A 25,931-nucleotide genomic window follows, 5' to 3' on the forward strand; every position below is an offset into this window, starting at 1 on the left:
AACCTTCCCCACAAATGTTAAAACCAAAAAATCAAACACAAGGGCCATATGTTCCATCATTATATTGAGCAATCCATCCAGCAGCCTTCGCTTTTGCTACCCAAGTCATTGTCCAAGCAAGCAAATTCTCGTCCCTTGTAAAGCTTCTTGCGACAAGCATTAATTCATCAACAGACAGAGAAGAAGAATTGAGAGCTTCGAGCATTGTTTTGTCTTCACTAGATAATTTTTCTTGCAAAACATTAGAAGAAATTTGTCTACATCTCAAGCAACCAAACAACGCATGCAACTCATCAAGAAAAGTTTCATCATCAATAATGGGAGTCGCCCCTTGATAAATCAATCGATTCGACCCATGAGAATTATTCGAAGTGATTGCTCCTGGAATAACTAGCACATCTCTGTTAGCCGAAATCGCTTCATCAGCAGTCGAGAAGGTTCCAGATGGAATGCCAGCTTCACAAATCAAAGTTGCTTTTGCCAACGCTGCTATCAGCCTGTTTCTTTCTCTAAACATCCAAGGCAAATTTTTAACAGACCAATCGTTTTCACTCACAATCGCCCCACCAGAGTTAATAATTCTCTGAAACAAATCGAAATTTCTTGCAGGATAAACATCATCTATGCTTGCAACAAAAGCTATAGTTTTCCCACCAGCATCAACACACGCCTTTTGTGAAGCGCTGTCACATCCAAGAGCACCGCCCGAAATGACGGTAACATCATTTTTTGCACAGAGCTCTCCAAAATGCTTTGCACAACTCAAGCCATATGGTGTTGCTTTTCTTGCACCAACTATGGCCAACCCTTCAACTAACGCCTCAGGATCACCAACAACTCTCAGTTTTTTTGGTGGTTTGGCAATTTCTTTAAAAGATTCAGGATAGTAACTCGACCTTCTGTCAACAACTGTCCGCTTGCCCTGCAGTTTCTTACCAATCACAAGCTATCCCTGCCCTATCCCATCTCGAATCCTAAAACCAAGCGCTTCAGCTACATGATTGGTATTTACCGATTCAGACTGACCAAGGTCAGCAATCGTTCGTGCAACACGCAAAGTATTAACAAGTCCCCTTCCTGAGAGGTGATTAACTTCTGCCATTTCGATCACAAATTCTCTTGTATCCTTCTTCAAATCACAAGCATCAACAATTTGTTGGGTGTTCATCTTTTGGCCAATTCGTGAGAAATCTTTACTAACAACAAGAGTTTGAGCATCCTTTACAATGGATTTGTTCTCACGCCACTTTATGAACTCACGTGCAAGCATAACACCTTCCCTGAGTGTCATTGAATCGGTTCCGTTTCCAGAGTCAAGCACTTTGGCCGGCGGCAACCTCTTTACATCGATTTGTAGATCAATTCTGTCAATTAGTGGACCACCAATTCTTCCTTGGTAACGACTCACTTGTTGAGCCGTACATGTGCAGTCATGCTCCTCATCTCCCAAGTAGCCACAAGGACAAGGGTTCGATGCTGCAATTAGCAAGAACTTGGCAGGAAAAGTTAGGTTTCCATCAGCACGAGTCAAGCAGACCTTTGCACTTTCTAGAGGCTGTCGCAATGACTGTAGCGCCTTCGGGCTAAATTCTGGCAACTCGTCTAAAAAAAGAGCACCGTTGTGAGCAAGAGACACTTCCCCTGGTTTTAATGGATTTCCACCACCCACAAGACCTGCCATTGTCGCACTGTGATGAGGGCTTCTAAATGGCCGTCTTCCAGACAATATTGGAGATATATCTTCACCTGCAACAGAATGCACAAGTGCGGTATCCAACATTTCTTCACTTGACAATGGAGGCAATATTGTAACCATTCTGCTTGCAAGCATAGTTTTTCCCGATCCTGGCGGTCCAACCATCAGTAGCCCATGATTCCCGGTGACGGCAATTTGAGCAGCCCTTTTAGCGAAACCATGGCCCGATACATCTGAAAAATCAGGCCCATCAGAAACAAAAAACTCTTTAGCTGGTTTAACAAAGCTAACTTTAGGAAGCGGTTCGAATTCAAGTGAATCTATTAGACTCGTGCAAGCAAGCTGCTCAAGTGTGTCAATCGGAACCGACTCATAACCAGCGCTCACTAAAGCAAGAGATTGTTTGTGAGCACAAATTCCATATGCAAGTGTCCCTGGAACAGGTCTAACAGAACCATCTAGCCCTAACTCTCCAACAAAAAGACGCCCATTTACAAATTCAAAACTAACTTGTCCAGTCGCGACTAACACACCAAGAGCAATTGGCAAATCGAATGCGCATCCCCTTTTCTTAATGTCGGAAGGAGCAAGATTAACGACAATCTTTTTGTTCGGCATCGAAAAGCCCGACATCCGAATCGCTGTTCTAACTCTCTCCTTTGCTTCCATAACTGCAGTGTCTGCCATGCCAACGATTGAAATTCCAGGAAGTGACTGCACAAGAGAGACTTCAACAGAAACAGGTTGCGCTTCAACTCCACGCAACACTGCGCTATTAATGCAAACTGGTCTTCCCATGAAAATCACGCTACCCCAAAAGCATTAACATGATGGCGCAGGGCTGCCCTGTTATCATCAACCCGCACGATGTCGACAACATCAAAACGCATTGGCAAATCGCACAAATCACTTTGAGCAAGATATTCAAGCGCAATTTGTTCATATCTGGCGCGTTTTTTCGGCCCAACAGCCTCGCTAGGAAAACCCTGTTCTCTTGATGTTCGAGTTTTCACTTCCACAAAAACAAGACAGTCGCCATCCATGGCAACTAAATCAGCTTCGCCATATTTGCATCTCCAGTTTTTCTCAAGAATCACATAATCATGCTTCTTTAAGAAAAGCTCAGCTGCTCGCTCGCCCCTCTCACCAAGAATCTTATTGTGATTCTTACATTCCGATTTAACATTTTCTTCTTCTTTTTTCATAAATAACCTCCCTGTTAAAACGTTTGAGATTAAGACTAAGAAGAAAAGTGAAGAAAAATAAGAAAGAAATGGTTATCCAAAACTGAAAAAAGGAGTGTTGAACAAGTGAATAACTAAATGAACTTTTTTAAAAAAGTGCGTCTATGCTGGTCAGTTAGCCCGAACTCAAGAATTGCATCTGTGTGAGCTTTTGTGCCATAGCCCTTGTTTTTAGCCCACTCATACTGGGGAAATTCATTCCCGAGATCTGTCATAAGAGAATCTCTTGCAACTTTAGCGATTACCGATGCTGCAGCAATGGAAGCCGATTGAGCATCGCCTTTTACAATTGTGGTTACACGCGGGTCAATGTCTATTTTATTTCCATCAATGAGAATTAGATCTGGAATATAACCGCTTTTTTCGCACTTTTGAATAATTGCCAAAAACACCTTCTTTAGTGCACAAACTATTCCAAACTCATCTATTTCTGAGGCAGAAGCATACTCAACATCAAAAAAATTTGAACATTTTTTAATTGACTCAGCAACAATGGGGCGCCTCTTTTCAGTAATTTTTTTAGAATCATTTAAATACTGAATGAAAACTTCGCTCGTAAAAACGACTCCGCCAGCAGCCAAAGGTCCCGCCACCGGTCCACGCCCAACCTCATCAATTCCTAAAATTATCGCGTCTGGCTTTCCTAAGCAAGATTCTGCAATTTTGCGGTCGAAATCAAACAGAGATTTTACTCTTGCCCTATCCTGTTCAAGCGTTAACTTTGACACTATCTTCTCCTAAATAAAAAAAGAGCCTCGACATCGAGGCTCTTAACAATCAAATAAACGCGAGAAAAAACTAGTTGAATGACTTCTCTTTGATTTTTGCGGCCTTACCAACTTTGTCACGGAGATAATAGAGTTTAGAGCGGTTAACGTCACCTCTGCGAACTACTTCAATCTTGTCAATTTTAGGTGAGTTTACAGGGAAAGTTCTCTCAACACCAACGCCAAAGCTAACTTTTCTCACTGTAAAAGTCTCACGTGAAGACATTCCATGACGGCTAATAACATCTCCTTGGAAAACCTGAATTCTTTCACGGTTTCCTTCAACGATGCGATAGTAAACCTTTACGTTGTCGCCACTTTTGAAATCAGGGATGTCATTTCTGATTTGTTGTTGTTCTATAGCTCTAATGTAATCCATTTTTTCTCGTCCTTTATATCATTCAAAAACACGCGACTGCATATTATACATAAAAATCAATGCACTACAACTGATTTTCTAAAGCAGATATAAAATTATTCACATCTTTATATATACTTCACGATGCACGTTTCTTCACATTATAAAAAAGTTTTAACTAGTCCAGCAAAACGGCACAATTTTTATCTAAATTACAATAAAAATAGCTTATTTAGAGCAATATGAACGAAGAAATTAAAAAATGTAAGTTTTATAATGGATTGTTGCAATAAGTATATGTAACGACACAGGAGAAATTACACATGCTGAGTCTTGATAAAGTATTTGAAGCACAACAAGTCTTAAAAGGAATTATCCGCGAAACAAAATGCGTGCGTTCATATGGAATTGCGAATGACTGTGAGCTTTATTTAAAGCCAGAAAACCTGCAAATCACTGGCTCTTTTAAAGTTAGAGGCTCAGGATACAAAATCGCAATGTTGAGCGAAGAAGAACGCGAACATGGCGTAATAGCTTGCAGCGCAGGCAACCACGCACAGGGTGTTGCACTTGCAGCAACAAAACATGGAATTAAGTCAATCATTTGCCTACCAGGCACAGCCCCAATTTCAAAAGTAGAAGCCACAAAACGTTATGGCGCAGAGGTTGAACTTGTGGGAGGTTGCTATGACGACGCATATGCACGAGCAATAGAGCTCAGAGACGAGAAAAACTACACTTTCGTTCATCCATTTGATGACGAAAACGTAATCATGGGACAAGGTACAATTGCCCTTGAAATTCTTAACGATCTTGATGACATCGACGCAATCATCGTGCCAATTGGCGGTGGCGGATTGATTTCAGGCATTGCCTATGCAGTAAAACAAATTCGCCCAAGTGTAAAAGTTTATGGTGTGCAAGTTGCAGGCGCTCCCTCAATGTTTAACTCAATTAGAGATGGCAAAATTGAATGTCTCGATGCAGTGTCAACCATAGCTGACGGCATTGCTGTTAAAGAGCCAGGAGAGAACACTTTTGAAATTGTTAAACAATATGTCGACGACATTGCTCTAGTAACCGATGACGAAGTAGCAAGCGCTATTTTAGCTTTAATTGAGAAGCAAAAAATGATTGCAGAAGGCGCAGGCGCAGCTGCAGTGGCAGCCGTAATGTTTAACAAATTTTCACTTGAAGGCAAAAAAGTTGTTGCTGTAGTTTCGGGCGGCAACATTGATGTAACAAGCCTCTCACGTGTTATTGACAGAGGTCTTCTCAATTCAGGTCGTTCATCGTCACTCCTAATTGAACTCATGGACAAACCTGGACAACTCAAAGCAATCAGCCGCATTATTGCTGATTGTGGAGGCAACGTAACAGGCGTACATTACGAAAAAGGAAACACACTTCACATAAATGGATGCTTCTTGCGCATCGAAATGGAAACCCGTGACTTCGATCACGTTAACACTATCAAAAAAGCCCTTGCAAGTGAGGGCTTTAAGCTCATATAAAAGTAGAACTATTTAGTTAAAAAGGAGAGAAAAATGAGCGAAGTAATTCACACAGACAGCGCACCAGCAGCTATCGGGCCATACTCACAGGCCATCAAAGCAGGAGACCTTGTTTTCACATCAGGTCAAATTCCAATTGATCCTGCTACAGGTGAATTTGCTGGAACGACAATTCAAGAGCAAACCCATCAAGTTTGCAAAAACCTCGGAGAAGTTTTAAAAGCTGCGGGAACTAGCTTTGAAAAAGTAGTCAAAACTGTGTGCTTTGTAGCTGACATGGGTGATTTTGCAGCAGTTAACGAAATTTATTCAGAATACTTCGTGTCAAAGCCAGCTAGATCATGCGTGGCTGTAAAAGACCTACCTAAAGGCGCTCTACTAGAAATTGAGGTTATTGCAGAAGTTTAATCAAGAGCGACGTTAGAGAGGTAAATAAAATGATGGATGCTAGCAAATATAAACCAGGATATTATCCAGTTTCATCTGAATACAATAACTGGGTGCTCAAAGACCACATTGAAAAACCGCCAATCTGGTGCAGTGTTGACATGCGCGATGGAAACCAGGCGCTTGTAATTCCAATGAGTCTTGAAGAGAAGCTTGAGTATTTCCAGGTTTTGCTAGATGTGGGTTTTAAAGAAATTGAAGTTGGATTTCCGGCCGCAAGCGGCACTGAATATGAATTTTTGCGCACACTCATAGAGCAAAACATGATTCCTGACGATGTGACAGTGCAGGTGTTAACTCAGGCACGCGAACACATTATCAGAAAGACATTTGAAGCATGCGAAGGCGCCCCAAGTGCAATTGTGCATTTCTATAATTCAACAAGTGTTGCTCAGCGCGAACAGGTCTTTAAGAAATCTAAAGACGAAGTTAAAAAAATAGCTACAGATGGTGCTTTGCTGGTGAAAAAGCTTGCAAGTGAATATGATGGCAATTTCCGTTTTGAATACTCACCTGAAAGCTTTACTGGAACAGAACCAGACTATGCGCTTGAAGTTTGCAATGAAGTCTTAGACATTCTTGAACCATCACCAGATAACAAAGTTATTATCAACCTGCCAGTCACGGTAGAGATGAGCTTGCCGCATGTTTATGCAAGTCAGGTTGAGTACATGAGTGAAAACTTAAAGTATCGCGACAACGTTGTACTATCTCTCCATCCACACAACGATCGCGGAACTGGTGTTGCTGACACCGAACTTGCCCTTCTTGCAGGTGCAGACCGCGTTGAAGGTACACTTTTTGGCAACGGTGAACGCACAGGAAATGTCGACATAATCACTCTTGCTATGAACATGTACTCCCACGGAGTCGATCCTAAACTTAACCTCTCTGACACGAATCGACTCGTGGAGAAATATGTTAAATGCACCCGCATGCACGTCTATGAGCGCGCTCCATATGCAGGTTCACTTGTGTTTGCGGCATTTAGCGGGTCTCATCAGGATGCAATTGCTAAAGGCATGAAATATCGCGAGGCTAACAATCTGCACGAATGGACATGTCCATATTTACCAATTGATCCAAATGACATTGGCAGGACATATGACGCTGACGTCATTCGCGTTAACTCGCAGTCAGGCAAAGGCGGAATTGGCTATTTACTTGAACAAAGCTATGGATATGTGCTGCCTCCAAAAATGCGTGAGCACTTCTCATATAAATGCAAAGACATTTCTGACCATGCTCAAAAAGAGCTCAAGCCAGACGAGATTAACAAGATATTTGAGGAAAACTATTTGAACCTCAAAGGTAACATTGAAGTCATCGATTTCAACATTTCAACTGAAGTTGATGGAACAATTGCTGAGCTCAGAGTTGTCAAAGATGGTGAAGAAATTGAAATGAGCGCTAACGGCAACGGTGGATTGAATGCAATAAACAACGCCATTAGGGCAATCACAAATGCAGACTACACATTAGAGGTTTATTCGCAGCACTCAATGGAGACTGACGGCTCGCGTTCAGTTGGTGCGTCATACATCGGAATTCAAGATGAAGACGGAAACATGTATTGGGGCGCTGGAACTGACACCGACGTTATGCGTGCAAACGTAAACGCACTTCTTTCTGCGTACACAAACATGCAAAGAGGTGACAAATAATGGCACAGACTTTAACTCAAAAAATCCTTGCGGCGCACGCTGGAGAAAAGGAAGTTGTGCCAGGCCAGCTCATTGAAGCTAACCTTGACATGGTTCTTGGCAACGACATCACAACCCCAGTTGCGGTTAACGAATTTAACAAAGCTGGTTTTGATGGTGTTTTTGATAAAGACCACATTTCAATTGTTCTTGATCACTTCACTCCCAACAAAGACATCAAAGCTGCTGAGCAATCGAAAACCTGTCGTGAGTTTTCGTGTCAGCACTGCATCTCTCATTTTTATGACGTTGGAAAAATGGGTATTGAACACGCACTTTTACCTGAACAAGGAGTTGTTACCGCAGGTGATGTAATTATTGGTGCCGATTCACACACTTGCACCTATGGCGCGCTAGGAGCGTTTGCAACAGGCGTGGGTTCTACCGATATGGCGGCTGGAATGGCAACTGGCAAAGCCTGGTTTAAGGTTCCTTCAGCCATCAAATTCGAACTTAGCGGCAAATTTGCACCAAATGTTTCCGGAAAAGACCTCATTTTGTCAATTATTGGGAAAATTGGAGTTGATGGTGCTCTCTATAAATCAATGGAGTTTACTGGAGAGGGTTGCAAAAACCTCTCCATGGACGACCGTCTTTGCATTTGCAACATGGCAATTGAAGCTGGCGGCAAAAACGGAATATTTGAAGCTGACGAAATTACTGAACAATATTTAAAGGGCAGATCAGAGCGTGAGCCCCGCTATTTCCATGCCGACACGAACGCAGAATATGAAAAAACGTTTGAGATTAATCTTGGCGACATAAAACCAACAGTGTCATGCCCTCATCTTCCGTCAAACACAAAAGATGCAAAGGATTTGCACGACATAAAAATCGATCAGGTTGTTATTGGAAGTTGTACAAATGGGCGCATTGAAGACATGAAAGCAACATATGAAGTCCTTCGAGGAAAACACATTGCAGACGGCGTTAGATGCATAATCATTCCTGCAACTCAAGACATTTATAAAGAATGCATCGACCGCGGTTGGGCTGGTGAATTCATAAACGCAGGAGCTATCATCTCTACTCCGACATGTGGGCCTTGCCTTGGCGGCTACATGGGCATTCTTGCAGCTGGCGAGCGTTGCATTGCAACCACAAACAGAAACTTCGTGGGTAGAATGGGACATGTTGATTCAGAAGTATACCTTGCATCCCCATACACAGCTGCAGCAAGTGCATTAACCGGATACATCACAGAATTGGAGGCTTAGAAATGAAAGCACAAGGAAGAGTCTTCAAATATCCAGACAATGTTGACACAGATGTAATTATCCCTGCTCGCTATTTAAACACTTCCGATGCTCAAGAACTTGCAAAGCACTGCATGGAAGACATCGATAAAACTTTCACAGAAAGAGTTCAAAGTGGCGACATAATCGTTGCCGGCTGGAACTTCGGTTGCGGGTCTTCTCGCGAACACGCCCCACTAACAATAAAAACAAACGGTGTTAGCTGCGTTATTGCAAAAAGCTTCGCTAGAATTTTTTATCGCAATTCCATAAACATTGGTCTTCCAATTCTTGAATGTGAACAAGCAGCTGAAGAGATTAACGACGGCGATGACGTATCAATTGATTTTGATAAAGGAATTATCACAAACAACTCAACTGGCAAGACATATGAAGCACAACCTTTCCCACCGTTCATTCAAAAAATCATATCTGATGGTGGGCTTTTAGCTTCGATCAAAAAAGGAAACTAAACATGGAAAAAAATATTGCTGTTATCAAGGGCGATGGTATCGGCCCAGAGATTGTTGATGCCACAATAGTTGTTTTAGACAAAATCGCTGAAAAATTTGGTCACACCTTTAATTTTGACTTTGTTGACATGGGCGGTGTCGCAATTGATAAGACAGGCGAACCTTTGCCACAAGAGACGAAAGAGATTTGCTGCAATTCCGACAGTGTTTTGCTAGGTGCAGTTGGCGGAGACAAATGGAACGATTTGCCAAGCGAAAAGCGCCCAGAAAAGGGTCTTTTGAACTTACGCGCTGCAATGAAGGTTTACTCCAACAACAGGCCAGCAAAAATTTGGCCACAGCTTGCAAGCGCCTCTCCTCTAAAGCAAGAAATTGTTGATCGAGGGATTGACTTTTTGATTGTTCGCGAACTCATTGGCGGAATTTATTTTGGAAAACATGAGACATTTAGCGAAAACGATCACGAGCAGGCAATAGATTACATGCCATACAACTCTGCAGAAGTCAGACGAATTTGCAAAATTGGATTCGAAATGGCTCAAAAAAGAAACAAAAAACTTTGCGTTGTTCAAAAAAGCAATGTTTTAGCAACTTCCCGTTTGTGGCTGCGTGTTATTCATAAGATGGAAAACGAATATCCTGATGTTCAATTGAGCGAAATGCTCGTTGACAATTGCGCGATGCAAATTGTTCGTGACCCATCGCAGTTCGACGTCATTGTTACAGAAAACATGTTTGGCGACATTTTGAGCGATGAAGCATCAATGATAACAGGCTCAATCGGAATGATTCCATCAAGTTCACTCGGGAACACTAAATGCGGCCTTTATGAACCAATTCATGGAAGCGCTCCCGATATCGCCGGTCAAGACATCGCTAACCCAATTGGAACAATTCTCTCCGCTGCCATGATGCTAAAATTTAGCTTCGATGCTGATGAAGAAAGCAAAGCTATCGAAGATGCAGTGTCAAAATATCTAGACGAAGGCTACAGAACGGCCGACATTTACACTGATGGAACTAAAAAAGTTGGATGCAAAGAGTGTGGCAACTTAATAGCTTCATTTATCTAGTTGAAAGGTAACAGGAAAGTGAAATTAAAGGGTGGTGATATCCTAGTTGAAACTCTCCTCGAACAGGGAGTTGACACTATATTTGGCTATCCAGGGGGACAAATCATCGACGTGTATGATTCTCTTTGGTCATATAGCGACAAGATGACACACATACTGACAGCTCATGAGCAAGGTGCAGCACACGCTGCCGACGGCTATGCTAGAGCAACTGGGAAAGTTGGTGTGGTGTTTGCAACTTCTGGACCAGGAGCAACAAACCTGGTAACAGGAATTGCTACAGCATATCTTGATTCTGTGCCAATGCTAGCAATTACAGGCAACGTCCCAACAAGACAAATTGGGACCGACTCCTTTCAGGAGATCGACATCACAGGCATCACTCTACCAATAACTAAGCACAACTATTTTGTTGACAAAGTAGAAGACTTAGCAGATGTAATTAGAGAGGCCTATCAACTTGCAATCTCTGGGCGTCCAGGACCTGTGCTTGTGGACATTCCAAAAGACGTGCAACAGGCAACATGCAACTTCAAGCCAAAACCAGCTGTCGAGCCACTTCCAACAAACGAGCCCGACATCACTCTAATCAATGAAGCAGCAAAACTCATAAAACGAGCAAAACGCCCATTCATTTATTTTGGTGGCGGCATGATTACTTCTGGAGCTCAAGAAGAAATGCTTGAGCTCGCAGAAAAAATTGATGCACCAATCGGATGTTCCCTAATGGGAATTTCTGGCTTACCTGACAGCACTCCTCGTTTCCTTGGTTTTCAAGGAATGCATGGTCACTATGCATCTTCTCTTGCTATGCACCATGCAGACCTCGTTATTTCGCTCGGTGTTCGTTTCAACGATAGAACAACAGGAAACAGAGCAAAATTTGCTCCTAGCGCTCAGTTTATTCACATCGACATCGACCCTTCTGAATTGTCGAAGACAGTTAAATGTGTTTGCGGAATTCGTGGCGACCTAAAAGGCTCCCTACGCCGACTTAATAAAGCAGTAGAACCAAAAGAAAACCTCGAATGGAATCGTTTTATCGCACAACAAAAAGCAATTGAAAAACAAAATGCCGATAATCGCGATGGCATGACTCCAAAAAACATTCTTGGAGAACTGAATAAAATCAAACATGTCAACACGCCAATCTGCACAGATGTTGGGCAACACCAAATGTGGGCTGCACAATACATCGACTATGAAAAGCCAAGAACATTTATTTCAAGCGGCGGTCTTGGAACTATGGGATTTGGGCTTGGTGCCTCAATCGGATGCGAAATGGGAACAAAGGAGCACACTGTCCTAATTACAGGCGATGGCAGCTTTGGAATGTGCTTAACCGAACTTGCAACTGCAGTTAAAAACGAGGTCCCAGTTGTAATTCTTATTCTCAACAACGGAGTTTTGGGGATGGTTCGTCAATGGCAAACACTGTTTTTTGACAAACATTACTCAAACACTATTCTTGACAGACAAACCGATTTTGTGGCTCTTGCTAAAGCTTTTGGTGCCGACGGAGAAAATGCAAACTCTCTTGAAGAAGTGAACGCAGCGCTAAAACGTGCATTTAAGAAACACGGACCTTATGTCATCAATGCAACTATCGACAAAGATGAAATGGTTTTGCCAATGCTCCCACCAGGCGGATCTGTTGACGAAATTATCGTAAAGCTGGGTGATTAACATGAAGAGATATACATTAGCAGTGCTTGTCCGCAACAAGTTTGGTGTGCTAAACCGTGTAACTTCAATGTTTAGGCGCCGCCAGTTTAACATCAATGCTCTAACCGTGTCTGAGACAGAAGACAGCGAACTTTCTCGCATCACTGTTGTCTTTGATGGAGATGACATAAAAAAAGAGCAACTGAAAAATCAGTTGGTTAAGCTCCCTGATGTGAGAACAATAAAAGAATTTGATTCATCAAACTCTGTGTCTAGAGAACTGCTGTTAGTTAAGATGGACAACAACGCAAAAACACGAGCTGACATCATTGCGGCGGCTAATGCATTCGGCGCAAAAACAGTTGATTATTCGAAGCATTCAATAATGTTACAACTTTGTGACACCACTGAGAAAATCGATGATTTCATTGACATCATGAGGGAGTTCACTATACTTGAAATTTGCAGAACTGGCAGTGTCTCGCTTGAAAAAGGTAGCAGGACAATTGGCAATTCTGTGATTTTATAAATTTTTTGCACTAAGAAATTAGTAAGGAGATGGGATCAATGCAAAGAATTTTCTATGAGAAAGACTGTGACATCCAGAAACTGTCAGGTAAAACAGTCGCAATTATTGGCTATGGTTCACAAGGCCATGCTCATGCGCTAAACCTACAAGACAGCGGAGTGGACGTCATTGTCGGCCTATATGAAGGTTCTAAAAGCTGGAAGAAAGCTGAAGAGCAAGGCCTCAAAGTGACAACAGCAGCTGAGGCTGCTAAGGCTGCCGACATCATCATGATTCTCATCAATGATGAACTTCAAGCTGACCTCTACAAAAACGACATTGAACCAAACCTTGAGCCAGGCAACACATTGGCATTTGCACATGGCTTCAATATTCACTTCGGTTGCATCAAGCCACCAGCTGATGTTAACTTGATGATGATTGCTCCTAAAGCTCCAGGACACACAGTCCGCAGTGAGTTCCAAGCTGGAAAAGGCACTCCATGTCTCGTTGCTGTAGAAAACGATGCAACTGGTGACACTTGGGACATTGCACTTGCATATGCAGCAGGAATCGGCGGTGCGCGTGCAGGTGTTCTTGAGACCACATTCAGAACAGAAACAGAAACCGACCTCTTTGGTGAGCAAGCTGTTCTTTGTGGTGGTGTTTGCGCTTTGATGCAGGCTGGATTTGAGACACTTGTTGAGGCTGGCTATGACGAAAGAAATGCCTACTTCGAGTGCATTCATGAAATGAAGCTCATTGTTGACTTGATTTATCAATCGGGCTTTGCAGGAATGCGTTACTCAATTTCAAACACTGCTGAGTATGGTGATTACATCACTGGTCCAAAGATTATCACTGAAGACACAAAGAAAGCTATGAAGAAGATTCTTTCTGACATTCAAGACGGAACATTCGCAAAAGAGTTCTTGCTTGACATGAGCGATGCAGGTGGACAAGTTCACTTCAACGCAATGAGAAAACTTGCTTCTGAGCACCAATCAGAGAAGGTTGGAAAAGAGATTCGTAAGCTCTACAGCTGGAGCGACGACGATCAGCTCATTAACAACTAATTGACTCATCAAGAAGAATTGATGAGAAATTTGGGGAGTGCAAACTCCCCTTTTTTATTACTTACGAGATAATAAAAGCACTTAAAAAATAATTATTTCTGGGAGATATAAATGGATATTAAAGACAGAAGCGAAAATCTACAATTCGCACCGGCAAGATCACTTTTCCATGCGCTAGGCATGACTGACACCGATATGAAACGTCCACTTGTTGGAATCGTAAATTCGTACAACGAGATTGTTCCTGGCCACATGAACCTCGACAAAATTGTTCAAGCTGTAAAAATAGGTGTTGCAATGGCAGGCGGAACGCCTGTTGAATTTCCGGCAATTGCTGTTTGCGATGGCATTGCAATGGGGCACGTTGGAATGAAATATTCTCTCGTAACACGTGATTTAATCGCTGACTCAACAGAATGCATGGCAATTGCACACTCATTCGATGCTCTTGTTATGATTCCAAATTGTGACAAAAATGTACCAGGACTGCTCATGGCAGCAGCAAGAGTTAATGTTCCAACTGTTGTTGTGTCAGGTGGCCCAATGCTCGCTGGTCACATTCATGGAAACAAAACGTCCCTCTCATCAATTTTTGAGGCAGTTGGTCAATACAATGCAGGAAAAATAGGAGCTAGTGAACTTCATGAATTTGAGTGCAAGACCTGCCCTTCTTGTGGCAGTTGCTCAGGAATGTACACGGCTAACTCAATGAACTGTCTAACTGAAGTTTTGGGCATGGGCCTTCGAGGAAATGGGACAATTCCTGCACCATATTCAGCTCGTCTTGAACTTGCAAAGCAAGCGGGCATGCAGGTGATGGAAATGTATAAGAAAAACATTCGCCCTCGTGACATCATGACACGTGAGGCATTCGAGAATGCACTCACTGTCGACATGGCACTTGGCTGTTCTACAAACTCAATGCTTCACCTCCCTGCAATTGCTCACGAATGTGGAATTGATATCAACCTTGACATTGCCAATGATATTAGCGCGAGAACCCCTAACATTTGCCATCTAGCTCCAGCTGGACGCACATACATGGAAGACTTGAATGAAGCTGGTGGAGTCTACGCCGTGATGAACGAGCTGTCACGCAAGGGACTCATTCACGAAGATTGCATTACCGTAACTGGAAAAACTGTTGGCGAAAACATTAAAAATTGCAAGAATCTCAACACCGACATCATTAAAAGCGTTGATGCTCCCTATTCTGAAACTGGCGGAATTGCTGTTCTTCGAGGAAATCTTGCTAAAGACGGATGCGTTGTAAAACGAAGCGCAGTTTCTGACAAAATATTAGTTCATGTTGGGCCTGCAAAAGTCTTTGATTCAGAAGAAGAGGCTCAATCAGCAATCAACGCGGGAGAAATTGTTGCAGGCGATGTTGTTGTAATTAGATATGAAGGTCCAAAAGGCGGACCTGGCATGAGAGAGATGCTTGCCCCAACTTCTTCAATTATGGGAATGGGACTTGGAGACTCCGTTGCTCTCATTACTGATGGTCGTTTTAGTGGAGCAACTCGCGGTGCATGTGTTGGTCACATAACACCAGAAGCTGCATCAGGTGGACTCATTGGTGTTGTAAAAGACGGAGACATAATTAAAATAGACATCCCAAACAACACAATTGAACTTCAAGTGGATGAAGCAGAGCTTGATGAAAGAATGAAGAACTTTACACCAAAGACAAAGGAGCTATCAGGCTATCTCAAGCGCTATGCAAAACTTGTTTCAGGTGGCGCTTTTGGTGCGATAGTAAACCAATAATTATGGATAATTCAAGAAACATAAAGTATCTGACAGTTTTTAATAAACCATCAAAAGATTCGGTTTTAAAAAAACTTAACAAAAGCTTGAATTGTGCTTCTGCACAGGTTGAATATGCTAGCCTGTGCAGAAAGCTTTACAAAAGAGCAGGTGGAGACCTTTCTCAATATGTCTTGCAATTAGTAAAAAGCGATGACAATGTTTATCTTGAAAAAACGTCAAAAGGTGAAAAAATCCCTCAGTGTCTAGAAGACGCTATGCAAAGTGATTTAAAAATCTTGCAAAGCATCGCTGACACAACATGCGATGAGATTAGCTCCTATCAAGCGTGGGGAGAAAATGCGCCTCGTTTTGAAACGTCAAGCGTTGATATTAAATCAACGTTTGACGCAATAACCGAAAACGTAAAGACAAGAGGCTTTGGCATTTGGGCACAATCTATTATGTTTGAACTAGACGATTCAACAGGACAAATTGTTCCAGTCAAACACGCTGATACAACAAGCCTTGCAAATCTCTTTGACTACAACCGAGAGCGTCAAATTGTAATTGACAACACTCTAGCTTTTCTTGACAATAAGCCTGCGCAAAATGTCCTTTTAACTGGCGATGCAGGAACTGGCAAGTCATCAACAATAAAAGCAGTTGTTAATGAATATGCAAGTCGAGGGCTTCGTGTCATAGAGATTAAAAAGTCACAAATTGCTAGCATCTCGCGTGTTATTGCCGAAACAGAAGACTCCCCTCTTCACTTTATAATTTTTATTGACGACATTTCATTTTCATCTGATGACGACACTTTTGGACAAATGAAAGCGCTTTTGGAAGGATCACTTTCTGCTCAATCGAATAACGTGCTCATTTATGCAACTTCAAACAGGCGCCACATCGTAAAGGAAAAATTCAGCGATAGAGATGGCGATGAAATTCATGTAAACGACTCTATTCAAGAAATGGTTTCATTATCGGAGCGATTCGGGATTCATGTCACTTTCTCTCGCCCAAGCAAGCGAACATATCTTGGTATTGTGAGAGACCTTGCCGTTAAAGCAGGAATATCAATTCCGCAAAGCGAACTAGAATTAGAAGCAGAGCGCTTTGCAACACAAAAGGGCGGAAGAAGCGGAAGAACCGCAAAACAATTCGTGGAAATGCTAGCTGCTAAAGAATAGGAGGCAGCTAGCACCACTCAAAATCGCCATCAATCTCTGAATACTCGCCCTCAAAATTTAAGTTTTTAGTCACTTCTTCACAAACATTTAAAGTGCAAGTGCTTACAACAAGTTTTTTAACAGCATCAACTGCTAGATCTTTTGCCTTGTTAAACAAATCCTCAAATGAATCGCTAGATTTTTCATTCGTAAAAGGGTTAATCCAATCATCATGTTCCCCGTTATCAAAGATTGAAAAAGCTTCTGCCCTGCTTCGATGCGACATTGCATTGTAGAGTGAATAATCATTTCTAGTAAATAAAACTTCTATTGCACTGCATAAACCTCTTTTGGTGGCGCCTGGGCTGTAAAACAATCGCTGAATGTGTCTAAATCCGCAAACAGCTGCGCTAAATGAATCGTTTCTAACAGGGAGACCATATGTCATGATAGAGGCTCCCTCATACAAAGAATCAATTGTTTTTAAGGCATCTTTAGAACAATTAAGGATTTCTTTGTAGGGTTTATAACTATCTATTGTTCTGCCAGTCCGAGAATAAAGAACTGCTTCGTCAATGTCACGCTCAATTTCTCCATGAACTTTGCCTGAAGACGATGCATCTAAGCCAACAACTCCAGCTCCAATGAGAGCATTTTGCCAATAATAAACAAGGGGGTGCAGAGTTGAGTCAAGAGCCCAATGACACAAAAATCCAGACACATAGGCCCTAGCAATTTGCGATGAGTCACTCTCAGTATTTTTGGTCAATGAACACAAATTGAACAATAGCTGTGCTGGCCTAGCCTTATGCATCACTGAACCTACTGGTTTCGATGTTTTGTATCTCTTGCCAAGCACGAGATAAAAGAAAGGATCTGGGCCTTGATTACCAAGGAGAAAAGCATCGATTTCTTCCTTGCTTTTAAATTCAACAATGGTTGACACTTCATTAAGAACACTTTTTCCGAAAAAATGATGTGTGAGAATAGCGGGCATACAAAAACCTCCTATTTCTTGGCTGAGGTGAATTATCGCACACTACAAAATCAAAAACAGACCTTTAAAGCAACGAAGCCTTCGTTTTTGCTGTTAGACAGGCATTTTTAAAACATTATTACGAAAATATAGCTAAAGCTTTACAACAATAAATTTAAAATATTAGAGGCTATAATCGATCAACATGAGGAAGAGACTTAATGTCAAAACAAAAATTCACTGGCATCGAGAAAAGTTGGATAGCATATGATGTCGGTAATTCAGCGCTAGTCCTTCTAGCAACAAGCATCATTCCGATTTATTTCAGTTCACTGTCCCCCTCAGGAGGAATTGTAGTTGCATGGAGTTATGCAGAGACAGTCGCTTCTTTAATCATCGCACTCCTAATGCCAATTTTAGGCTCAATCGCCGACATGCAAGGGATGAAGAAGAAGTTCATAGCAGGGTGTGTTGGAACAGGAGTTGTTGCAACTGTGACACTTGGACTCCCCACCTTGCCAATCGCATTTCTTGTAATTTATGTGATTAGTGCTGTGTCACTCAACGCCTCAATGGTTTTCTATGATTCTCTTTTAATTGATGCAACCACAAACGAACGCATGGATGAGGTCTCAAGCCAGGGATATGCTTGGGGCTACATTGGAAGTTGCGTCCCGTTTATTGCATGTTTGCTTGTGGTTCTCAACTATGAAGCTATCGGCATTAGTCTTAAAACAGCCATGCAAATTGCATTTACTATCACAGCTGTTTGGTGGCTAGTTTTCACTATTCCAATGCTAAAAAACGTAAAACAAATTCACTACAAAAAACGAGAACCACACGCAGTCAAAAAAGCAATCACAGGGCTAAAAGCAACATGCAAAGAGATTTGGAGCAACAAAGCCATCAGATATTACATGATTGCCTATTTCTTCTACATCGATGGCGTGCACACAATAATTAAGCTTTCTACGAGCTATGGAACAGACCTAGGAATCAGCTCGACTCAACTAGTTCTTGCTCTTCTCGTAACACAGTTTGTGGCTTTCCCTTCAGCAATAATTTATGGCAAACTTGCTAGCAAATATGGGACGCGACGCATGCTGCTAATTGCCATTGCAGCCTATTGCGGAATCACTCTATTTGCGGCGTTGTTTTTGAGAACAGCATCAGAGTTTTGGATATTAGCAATTCTTGTCGGAATGTTCCAAGGAGGCATTCAGGCACTTTCCCGATCGGAATTTGGAAAATTGTGTCCAAAGAAAAACTCAAACGAATATTTTGGATTCTTTGATATCTTTGGAAAATATGCAGCAATTCTTGGCACTTTTCTTGTTGGAACTTTTACAGTGTTAACAGGAAACTCAAGCATTGGTGTGCTGTCAATTGCAATTCTTTTCGTTATTGGCTTTTTCGTGATGCTGAAAGTGCCTGAACTAGATGACCTTAAAGCAGACTAGGCACTAGCTGTTTAACAACTCTCTGTTATCTAATAAAGTTAAACCAGTTGCCACTTTCAAACTCAGGCGGTTTTATGCCTGCTTGCTTTCCCGCCTCAACACAGCGCATTATATAGGTCATGTTCAATGCAAGATTATGCACTGTCTGGGTGCCCTCTTTGTCACTTAAGAATTGCTGATCAGCTTGGCCGAACCCAACGTTCCAATATGACGAGCCAGCGATAATCATTTTCGAAATTCCGAAATATTTGTTCATTACATCGAAAGAAGAACAAGTTCCTGCACGCCTTGCAACAGCAAAACTAGCCCCAACCTTGCCAGCAAAGGCATTGCTTGCACTGTAAAATGCTCTGTCTAGAAAAGACAAAACATGTCCAGATGGATGGGCATAGTAAACAGGTGTTCCAAAGATAAAACCATCAGATTTTCTAGCTTTTGCGATAAATTCATTAACACCGTCATCATCACCAAAAACACACCCTTTTTCGCTACAGCCACCACAAGCTATACAGTCACGAGTTGGACCTTTTCCGACTTGAAAAATCTCAAATTCGATGCCTTTGTTTTGAAACACCTTTCCTGCTTCAGTCAATGCAGCAAAGGTGTTTCCATTCTTGTGGGGGCTACCGTTTAGTGCTAATACTTTCATTTGAACTCCTAGATTATGAATTAAATTAGTCCTACAAAGAACATTTTAATACGCATAAATTAACGAATAGTTAAAATGTTGTAGCCACTTAACCAGCAATTTAGTGTGCTTCTAATTTGTGTCCAAGTCATTTTGACTACAACAACAATTTTTATCCAATTAGAACGACTAAAACTTGACTTAAAAAAACCAAAACCAACAGCCTCACAAATAAAAACTGATTTGGAGGAACTAAGAAAAGATCCTAATAAACTATTTAACTCTAGCAAATTCTTTATTTCTTGAATTGCGAAGGATGCTTTGGGAAAAAGTCGAAGCGAGGAGGCAAGTCTTTTACCTCATGAACACTAACATCTCCAAAAATTTCAGTTAAAGAAACAAAGTCTGAATTCCAAGAAAAGAAATCACTGGGGTCTGTGTTCATGCATTCACAAATCAAATCGCAACCAGATGGAGCGAAAGGATGCATCATTAGCGCGCTAATCCACGTTAAATACAAGCAATCACAAAGAAGGTGTTGTCTCTCATCACTGCCAGAAGGTGAATCTTTAAGACTTTTTGCGCCATCTGCCCAATATTTTTGGGCATAACGAACAAACTCATCACACACGCCAAAAACGCTGTGAAGTTCAACTTTTTGCATTTTTTCATCATATGAAACTAGCGCTTGTTGCGCTCTTTCAACCACATCATCGCTGATCGGACAAATTGGAACATTAGAAGAAAATGAATTAGCAGCCTCGTAAAAGCAACTTCGAGCAAGTCTGTTAAAAACATTGTTAATTAGAGCCGCCTCTTTTAGTGCAGGATCAGCAACTCGAGGATCCCTTCTTTTCTCTTCGGTCAAATTTGGGTCAAATGGTTTAGGAGAAAAAGCAACTGGCTTTAAACCTAGGCCAAGAGAACAAAAATGACATCTGAGCTGGTCGACCGTGTAGTGTTCAAGAAGCTCTTCACCACTTGGAGGTTTTACAGAACCAGATGAAGAAGCTTTAGTTTTTCCGAAAAGCAAATGATAATTAGCAATTAGTCTTGTTTGCTTTAACTCTTTTTTAGAACCACCAAACAAGTTTTTATCTTTGACTGCATCGAACATCGGAGTTTGAGCAACACCATAAAAATAAAGATTATCTTGGCCTAAAAATTGATAGACCTGTGCATCATCATCACACCAGAAATCTTGCCAAGCGTCATCAGGTAGTCCAAGTTGTTTGTTTCTTGCAATCGTAAACGAAATGGGTTGCCATAAACTCTCAGGCCAGCACCAAACTGTAAGCCCGTTGACATCGTCGATTACAGGTGCTTTTACACCCCATTCGATGTTTCCCGTTAGCCTAAAAGGAACAAGAGTTTTTGAAGTTCTGATGCGAATGTGCGCAGAATTTAGAACTTCACGTGCGACATCGCGATCTTCGATTGTTTTAAACACGAGTTCAAATGATTGCTTGCCTTTTTGCGCCTCTCTAAATTCATGTTGAGGCAAATCAGCTGACACAGTTTTATATTCATCAAAAGCCTCATTTTTAACGAATATGATTGGGTCTCCCAAAAACTCCTCAAGTGTTGTGGGGACGATTGAGCGAACCAAATCATCGTCGCGCAATTCTTCACAATATTTTTTTAGAAACTCAAGATAACTAGGCAAATCGAAGTACCAGTTTTTAACAGGTCTCATCGTTGGAACTTCGCCTGTGATTGTCGAGACTGGATTAATCAAATCAGTTGGGTCATATTGATGTCCCAGAGAACACTCATCAGCGTATGCTTCCTCAGATTTGCACCCCTGAACAGGGCAATGACCATGCACTTGCCGGCCATTTAAAAAGGTTTTTGCCTTTTCGTCATAAAACTGCATCGTCGACTCAAGGTGCAAAGTTCCTGAGTCATAGAGTGCAGATATGAAGTTTTTTGATAGTTGGGAATGTACTTCAGCAGAAGTTCCAATGTTTGAGCCTTCAAAAATGTCAAGTGAAATGTTGTATGCCTTTAAAGTCTCGGCTTGAAGATTGTGATTTCTCATAACATAATCAGAAATTGAACCTTCAAAAGTGCCTGCCTCAACAGCTTTTCTGTAGCCTTCGTTAATTGGGGATCCAAAGCAGTCGGTTCCTCCAACAAATCTAACGTTGTCTTTTCCAAGCCTGTCGCGCAAGAAACGTGCAAAAGCATCGGCAGGAACAAACACGCCACCAATGTGTCCAAAGTGAAGCGCTTTATTTCCATATGGTGTACCAGTCGTTACGACAGCTCTTTTTGGCCAATTGTTCGCTATATCTTGTTTGTTCCAGATATTTGTCATAATTACAACTCAAAATTGTCGCCAGAGATGTGTGTTTGTGCCTTCTTAGCTGAACGAATAATAAATTCTGCATTAGAACCAGTTTGCTTTAAAGACTTAATGAGAACCGACATCGCACGCTCAGTGCTTCCCAAATTAGCAAGAACGCTTCGAACGGCCCAAATCAAAGGCGCCTCTTGAGGATCAAGCAAAATCTCTTCTTTACGAGTGCCCGAAGTAATTGGATCGATGGCAGGGAATATTCTCCTGTCGGCAAGATTGCGGTCGAGTTTAAGCTCCATGTTGCCCGTGCCCTTAAATTCCTCAAAGATAACTTCATCCATTTTAGAACCAGTATCGATGAGCGCAGAAGCAAGAATTGTTAGAGATCCGCCATTTTCAATGTTTCTTGCTGCACCCAAAAATCTCTTTGGTGGATAAAGCGCGGTTGAATCAACACCGCCAGAAAGAACACGACCCGAAGCAGGTTGGCCAAGGTTGTAGGCTCGAGCCAAACGAGTGATGCTGTCAAGCAAAATCACAACGTCTCTTCCCTGCTCGACAAGACGCTTAGCCCTCTCTATCACGAGTTCGGAAACTTGAATATGATTTTCACAAGGCATATCAAAAGTTGAAGAAATAACTTCGCCGTGAATTGATCGCTCCATGTCGGTGACTTCTTCAGGACGTTCGTCAACAAGCAAGCACATTAAATAAACCTCAGGATTGTTTGCATGAATCGAAGCTGCGATGTCCTTCAAAATTGTAGTTTTACCAGCCTTTGGAGGAGAAACAATCAATCCACGTTGTCCCTTGCCAATTGGAGATACAAGATCAATGACTCGCGCTGTGATTGTGTCTTTGCCATGCTCCATCAAAAGTCTTTCATCTGGATAAACTGGCGTCAACTCAGAAAACTTAGGGCGGGAGCACAACTCGTCAACAGGAATTCCGTTGACGCTAATAACAGTTTGAATTGCAGCAAATTTTTCTCCGCTGCGTGCTGGGCGTGTCTGACCTGTTACGTTATCACCTTTTCTAAGGCCGTTTCTTCTAATCGTTGACAAAGAAACATAAACATCATGCTCACTTGGCAAATAGCCATCCATGCGCAAAAAGCCATAGCCGTCAGGAAGAATATCAAGAATCCCTGTTACTTCCATAAAACCTTCAGCAATAGCTAAATTGACATAAATCTTCTCAATCATTTCAGCCTTGCGCATGCCTGAAGCATCAATGTTTAATTGTGCTGCTTTTTCACGCAAATCTGACACAGTTAGCGCTTCGAGATCTTCACGCGAAGTGCTTGGTTCATATTGTGTTTGTTGGCGCTTGTTCCGCTTGCCTTGTTTATTATTTTTCCTGGCAGCATGCCGAGTTTGCGCATCAGAGTCTTGTTCTTTTTCTAAAGATTCACCCTTTTTTTCATGAGAAGTTTCAACTTCTTCAGTTTTAGACTCAGTGTCAACTTTCTCATCAACATCTGCCTTTTCCTCTTTTAAGTCTTTTAAAGAAGTGGAAGAGTCTTCACTATCAGAAGAAACCTTCGGGGCATCAGTTGCAGCTGCCTCTTCATCATCAACAGAAGCAGATGAAGTTTTTTTAGAAACGCGCCTTCTAGTAGGCTTCTTTTCAACTTCATCAGAAGCAGAAGATTTTTCGTCAACATCTTTTTTTGTTGCAGAAGCAGCCTTTTTAGTGCTTGTTCTTTTGGTAGTCTTCTCAGGCACAGCCGCCAAATCTTTCGCTACTGCCTCTTCGGTTGAAGGTGCTTCTGTGCTCTTGACATCAACCTTTTTTGGCCTGCCCCGACGCACAGTCTTAGGCTTTTCCTCGGCAACCACCTCTGTTGTTTCTTCTGCTTTTTTTCTAGGCATTATTTAACTTTCTCCCAATCGTTTAAAAACGATTCAATTCCAGCGTCGGTTAATGGATGTTTCACAAGTTTTTTCATGACAGCAAAAGGGACTGTGGCGATGTCCGCGCCAAATAAAGCGCATTGTGTTACATGATTTGCGCTACGAATGCTAGCTGCTATGATTTCTACCTGCTCTCCATTGACTGTGTTTTTTGTGAAATCATAATTTCCGATTGCTTGAACAATTTGTTGCACCTGATCAAGGCCGTCTTCTGAAATGTCATCAAAACGACCAATAAAAGGTGAAATATAACGAGCACCCGCGCGAGCAGCTAATATTGCTTGCGGAACACTAAAACAAAGAGTCATGTTAACTCTAATTCCTTCGTCAGCAAGAGCTCTAGTTGCAGCTAATCCCTCAACGCAAGTTGGCACTTTAACGACAACATTAGGAGCAATTGCAGCTAAAACGCGACCGTCAGCAACTATTTCATCTCGAGTCATAGCGACAGATTCGGCTGAAACTGGGCAATTTTCACCAACAATATCACATATCTTTTTGATGTGATTATGAAAGTCGTCAAGCTTTCCACCAATTCGCGAATAAAGTGTTGGGTTTGTTGTTACGCCAGCTAGAGCCCCCCAACTGTTTGCCTCCTCAATTTCTGCAAGGTCGGCAGTGTCAAGAAAGAACTTCAAGATTTTCCTCTCTGCTAAAGATGTTTTGAGATTTATATTGAAACTAAGACAGTTAGATAACAAAAGTGAGTATATCACAGAATTTGTTAACTAAAGAAAGTAACTTCGCACTAAGAGTGCTTAATTTGAAACCAAATTCCAAAACCAATCGCTGTAATAATGAGTGTTATGGCCGCGCTCAACACAAAAGGCAAGATGTTTGAGTGGTTCAGATCATTAAAAATGAGCATCGAAACAATCATAATCGCAAGAGAAATTAAAATGCTGAAAATCATCACCGCGGCGTTTAGGCCAGTGCGTGTCGCAACAATTTTTTTAGAAATTTTTAGCGCACCTAAAAGAGGCAAAAAACCAACAATGCCAATTAAAATGCCAATAAGAATTGCAATTGCCATAATAAGAATGTCCTCAAAAAAGAATTAAAAATCGAAAACACGCATTTTGATGCCAGACTCTTGAAGTAACTCTCGCGCCAATTTATCATCATAGGGGTTTTGATAAATTATCTCTTCAATGCCTGCATTAATAATCATTTTGGCGCACACAATGCAAGGTTGAGTGTTTACATAAATCTTAGAACCTTGAATGTTAATTCCATATTTTGCAGCTTGAATGATTGCATTTTGCTCGGCATGAAGACCTCTGCAAATCTCATGTCGCTGCCCACTTGGAACACCTAACTTTTCGCGCAAGCACCCTGTTTCGCAACAATGGCGAAGACCAGAAGGAACACCATTATATCCGGTTGCTAAAATGCGGTTGTCTTTCACAATAACACAACCAACTCCACGACGAAGACAAGTGGTTCTTGTTGCGACATCGTTAGCAAGCTTCATGAAATATTCATCCCAGCTAGGACGAGTGTCGTGTTTTTCAGCCATGACTATTTCTCCAAATTCATAATTTTTTCAACTCGACCAGTGTGACGGCCGCCTCCAAACTCAGTTGAGAGAAAAGCGTTAACGCAAGCCAAGTTCTCGTCAAATCTAACAAAACGGCCCGATAACGTTAAAACATTAGCGTCGTTGTGCTCACGCGACAGCGCTGCGAAATCACTGCGAGTTACATTTGCTGCTCTAATTCCATCTATTTTATTTGCAGCAATCGCCATTCCAATGCCAGTTCCGCAAACTAAAACTCCAAACCTAGCACTACCATCTGCTACTGTGTGAGCAAGCCTTGCAGCATAGTCGGGGTAATCAACACGTGAATCGTTATTAGGTCCGAGGTCTAAAACCTCATAACCCTCTTTCTCTAAAGCCTCTTTTAGCTTCTCTTTCTGCTCAAAACCAGCATGATCGGAAGCAAATGCAATTTTCAAGATAGTTCCT

At 41.8% G+C, this 25,931-nt stretch carries 25 protein-coding genes; 12 read left to right on the top strand and 13 right to left on the bottom strand.

Features of this window, described 5'->3' with window-relative positions; genetic code table 11:
- Positions 1 to 31: 31 nt before the first annotated feature.
- The 5 genes from FXZ76_RS04990 to rplS form a co-directional block, all read right to left on the bottom strand.
- Complete coding sequence (locus tag FXZ76_RS04990) at positions 32 to 943, bottom strand: DNA-processing protein DprA (protein ID WP_231961763.1); 912 nt, start codon at positions 941 to 943, stop codon at positions 32 to 34.
- A 3-nt stretch (positions 944 to 946) separates the two neighbouring features.
- Positions 947 to 2,494 carry a YifB family Mg chelatase-like AAA ATPase gene (locus FXZ76_RS04995; RefSeq protein WP_079536959.1) on the bottom strand — a complete coding sequence of 516 codons (1,548 nt, stop codon included), beginning with the start codon at positions 2,492 to 2,494 and terminating at the stop codon, positions 947 to 949.
- A gap of 5 nt (positions 2,495 to 2,499) precedes the next feature.
- A complete protein-coding gene (locus FXZ76_RS05000; protein ID WP_079536228.1) occupies positions 2,500 to 2,901 on the bottom strand; it encodes a YraN family protein in 402 nt (133 codons plus the stop codon).
- Positions 2,902 to 3,014: 113 nt separating this feature from the next.
- A complete protein-coding gene (locus FXZ76_RS05005) occupies positions 3,015 to 3,668 on the bottom strand; it encodes a ribonuclease HII (protein ID WP_079536231.1) in 654 nt (217 codons plus the stop codon).
- Between the two features lie 70 nt (positions 3,669 to 3,738).
- The gene (gene rplS / locus FXZ76_RS05010) at positions 3,739 to 4,086 is read right to left on the bottom strand and encodes a 50S ribosomal protein L19 (RefSeq protein WP_079536233.1); all 348 of its coding nucleotides are present in this window, start codon (positions 4,084 to 4,086) and stop codon (positions 3,739 to 3,741) included.
- Positions 4,087 to 4,388: 302 nt separating this feature from the next.
- Between rplS and ilvA the strand changes: the two genes are divergently transcribed.
- From ilvA to FXZ76_RS05065, 11 genes are all read left to right on the top strand, one after another.
- Positions 4,389 to 5,579 (top strand): threonine ammonia-lyase, encoded by a 1,191-nt coding sequence (gene ilvA / locus FXZ76_RS05015; RefSeq protein WP_079536236.1) that lies wholly within the window; start codon positions 4,389 to 4,391, stop codon positions 5,577 to 5,579.
- Between the two features lie 33 nt (positions 5,580 to 5,612).
- On the top strand, positions 5,613 to 5,987 hold the full coding sequence (locus FXZ76_RS05020; RefSeq protein ID WP_079536238.1) for a RidA family protein: 375 nt from the start codon (positions 5,613 to 5,615) through the stop codon (positions 5,985 to 5,987).
- 29 nt (positions 5,988 to 6,016) lie between these two features.
- Complete coding sequence (locus tag FXZ76_RS05025) at positions 6,017 to 7,690, top strand: 2-isopropylmalate synthase (RefSeq protein ID WP_079536241.1); 1,674 nt, start codon at positions 6,017 to 6,019, stop codon at positions 7,688 to 7,690.
- Positions 7,690 to 8,946 carry a 3-isopropylmalate dehydratase large subunit gene (gene leuC / locus FXZ76_RS05030; protein WP_079536243.1) on the top strand — a complete coding sequence of 419 codons (1,257 nt, stop codon included), beginning with the start codon at positions 7,690 to 7,692 and terminating at the stop codon, positions 8,944 to 8,946. The genes FXZ76_RS05025 and leuC overlap by 1 nt, the downstream gene beginning before the upstream one ends.
- 2 nt (positions 8,947 to 8,948) lie before the next feature.
- Positions 8,949 to 9,437 carry a 3-isopropylmalate dehydratase small subunit gene (gene leuD, locus FXZ76_RS05035; protein ID WP_079536246.1) on the top strand — a complete coding sequence of 163 codons (489 nt, stop codon included), beginning with the start codon at positions 8,949 to 8,951 and terminating at the stop codon, positions 9,435 to 9,437.
- Positions 9,438 to 9,439: 2 nt separating this feature from the next.
- Positions 9,440 to 10,510 (top strand): 3-isopropylmalate dehydrogenase, encoded by a 1,071-nt coding sequence (gene leuB, locus FXZ76_RS05040; protein ID WP_079536249.1) that lies wholly within the window; start codon positions 9,440 to 9,442, stop codon positions 10,508 to 10,510.
- A gap of 18 nt (positions 10,511 to 10,528) precedes the next feature.
- On the top strand, positions 10,529 to 12,196 hold the full coding sequence (gene ilvB, locus FXZ76_RS05045) for a biosynthetic-type acetolactate synthase large subunit (protein WP_079536961.1): 1,668 nt from the start codon (positions 10,529 to 10,531) through the stop codon (positions 12,194 to 12,196).
- A gap of 1 nt (position 12,197) precedes the next feature.
- Positions 12,198 to 12,704, top strand: a complete 507-nt coding sequence (ilvN, locus tag FXZ76_RS05050; protein WP_079536253.1) for an acetolactate synthase small subunit — start codon at positions 12,198 to 12,200, stop codon at positions 12,702 to 12,704.
- A gap of 38 nt (positions 12,705 to 12,742) precedes the next feature.
- Complete coding sequence (gene ilvC / locus FXZ76_RS05055) at positions 12,743 to 13,759, top strand: ketol-acid reductoisomerase (protein ID WP_079536255.1); 1,017 nt, start codon at positions 12,743 to 12,745, stop codon at positions 13,757 to 13,759.
- Between the two features lie 111 nt (positions 13,760 to 13,870).
- Positions 13,871 to 15,529, top strand: a complete 1,659-nt coding sequence (gene ilvD, locus FXZ76_RS05060) for a dihydroxy-acid dehydratase (protein WP_079536258.1) — start codon at positions 13,871 to 13,873, stop codon at positions 15,527 to 15,529.
- A gap of 2 nt (positions 15,530 to 15,531) precedes the next feature.
- Complete coding sequence (locus tag FXZ76_RS05065) at positions 15,532 to 16,701, top strand: ATP-binding protein (protein WP_079536261.1); 1,170 nt, start codon at positions 15,532 to 15,534, stop codon at positions 16,699 to 16,701.
- 7 nt (positions 16,702 to 16,708) lie between these two features.
- Here the strand turns inward: FXZ76_RS05065 and FXZ76_RS05070 are convergent, their stop codons facing one another.
- Entirely contained in the window at positions 16,709 to 17,677 is a 969-nt protein-coding gene (locus FXZ76_RS05070) for a hypothetical protein (RefSeq protein ID WP_079536263.1), read from the bottom strand.
- 200 nt (positions 17,678 to 17,877) lie between these two features.
- Between FXZ76_RS05070 and FXZ76_RS05075 the strand changes: the two genes are divergently transcribed.
- Complete coding sequence (locus FXZ76_RS05075; RefSeq protein ID WP_079536266.1) at positions 17,878 to 19,116, top strand: MFS transporter; 1,239 nt, start codon at positions 17,878 to 17,880, stop codon at positions 19,114 to 19,116.
- A 25-nt stretch (positions 19,117 to 19,141) separates the two neighbouring features.
- On the opposite strand, the gene FXZ76_RS05080 is transcribed toward FXZ76_RS05075, so the two are convergent.
- From FXZ76_RS05080 to rpiB, 7 genes are all read right to left on the bottom strand, one after another.
- Positions 19,142 to 19,765, bottom strand: a complete 624-nt coding sequence (locus tag FXZ76_RS05080) for a flavodoxin family protein (protein WP_079536268.1) — start codon at positions 19,763 to 19,765, stop codon at positions 19,142 to 19,144.
- A gap of 274 nt (positions 19,766 to 20,039) precedes the next feature.
- Positions 20,040 to 22,064 carry a class I tRNA ligase family protein gene (locus FXZ76_RS05085; RefSeq protein ID WP_079536270.1) on the bottom strand — a complete coding sequence of 675 codons (2,025 nt, stop codon included), beginning with the start codon at positions 22,062 to 22,064 and terminating at the stop codon, positions 20,040 to 20,042.
- Between the two features lie 2 nt (positions 22,065 to 22,066).
- On the bottom strand, positions 22,067 to 23,920 hold the full coding sequence (rho, locus tag FXZ76_RS05090; protein ID WP_079536273.1) for a transcription termination factor Rho: 1,854 nt from the start codon (positions 23,918 to 23,920) through the stop codon (positions 22,067 to 22,069).
- Positions 23,920 to 24,600, bottom strand: coding sequence for a fructose-6-phosphate aldolase (gene fsa / locus FXZ76_RS05095; RefSeq protein WP_079536276.1), 681 nt, complete (start codon positions 24,598 to 24,600; stop codon positions 23,920 to 23,922). Before fsa ends, rho begins: the two co-directional genes overlap by 1 nt.
- Positions 24,601 to 24,710: 110 nt before the next feature.
- Positions 24,711 to 24,995, bottom strand: a complete 285-nt coding sequence (locus tag FXZ76_RS05100) for a hypothetical protein (RefSeq protein WP_079536279.1) — start codon at positions 24,993 to 24,995, stop codon at positions 24,711 to 24,713.
- Positions 24,996 to 25,019: 24 nt separating this feature from the next.
- On the bottom strand, positions 25,020 to 25,481 hold the full coding sequence (locus FXZ76_RS05105; protein ID WP_079536284.1) for a deoxycytidylate deaminase: 462 nt from the start codon (positions 25,479 to 25,481) through the stop codon (positions 25,020 to 25,022).
- A 2-nt stretch (positions 25,482 to 25,483) separates the two neighbouring features.
- Positions 25,484 to 25,921, bottom strand: a complete 438-nt coding sequence (gene rpiB / locus FXZ76_RS05110; RefSeq protein ID WP_079536288.1) for a ribose 5-phosphate isomerase B — start codon at positions 25,919 to 25,921, stop codon at positions 25,484 to 25,486.
- Between the last annotated feature and the right edge of the window lie 10 nt (positions 25,922 to 25,931).

The organism is Phoenicibacter congonensis, from assembly GCF_902386915.1.
Taxonomy (GTDB): Bacteria; Actinomycetota; Coriobacteriia; order Coriobacteriales; family Eggerthellaceae; genus Phoenicibacter; species Phoenicibacter congonensis.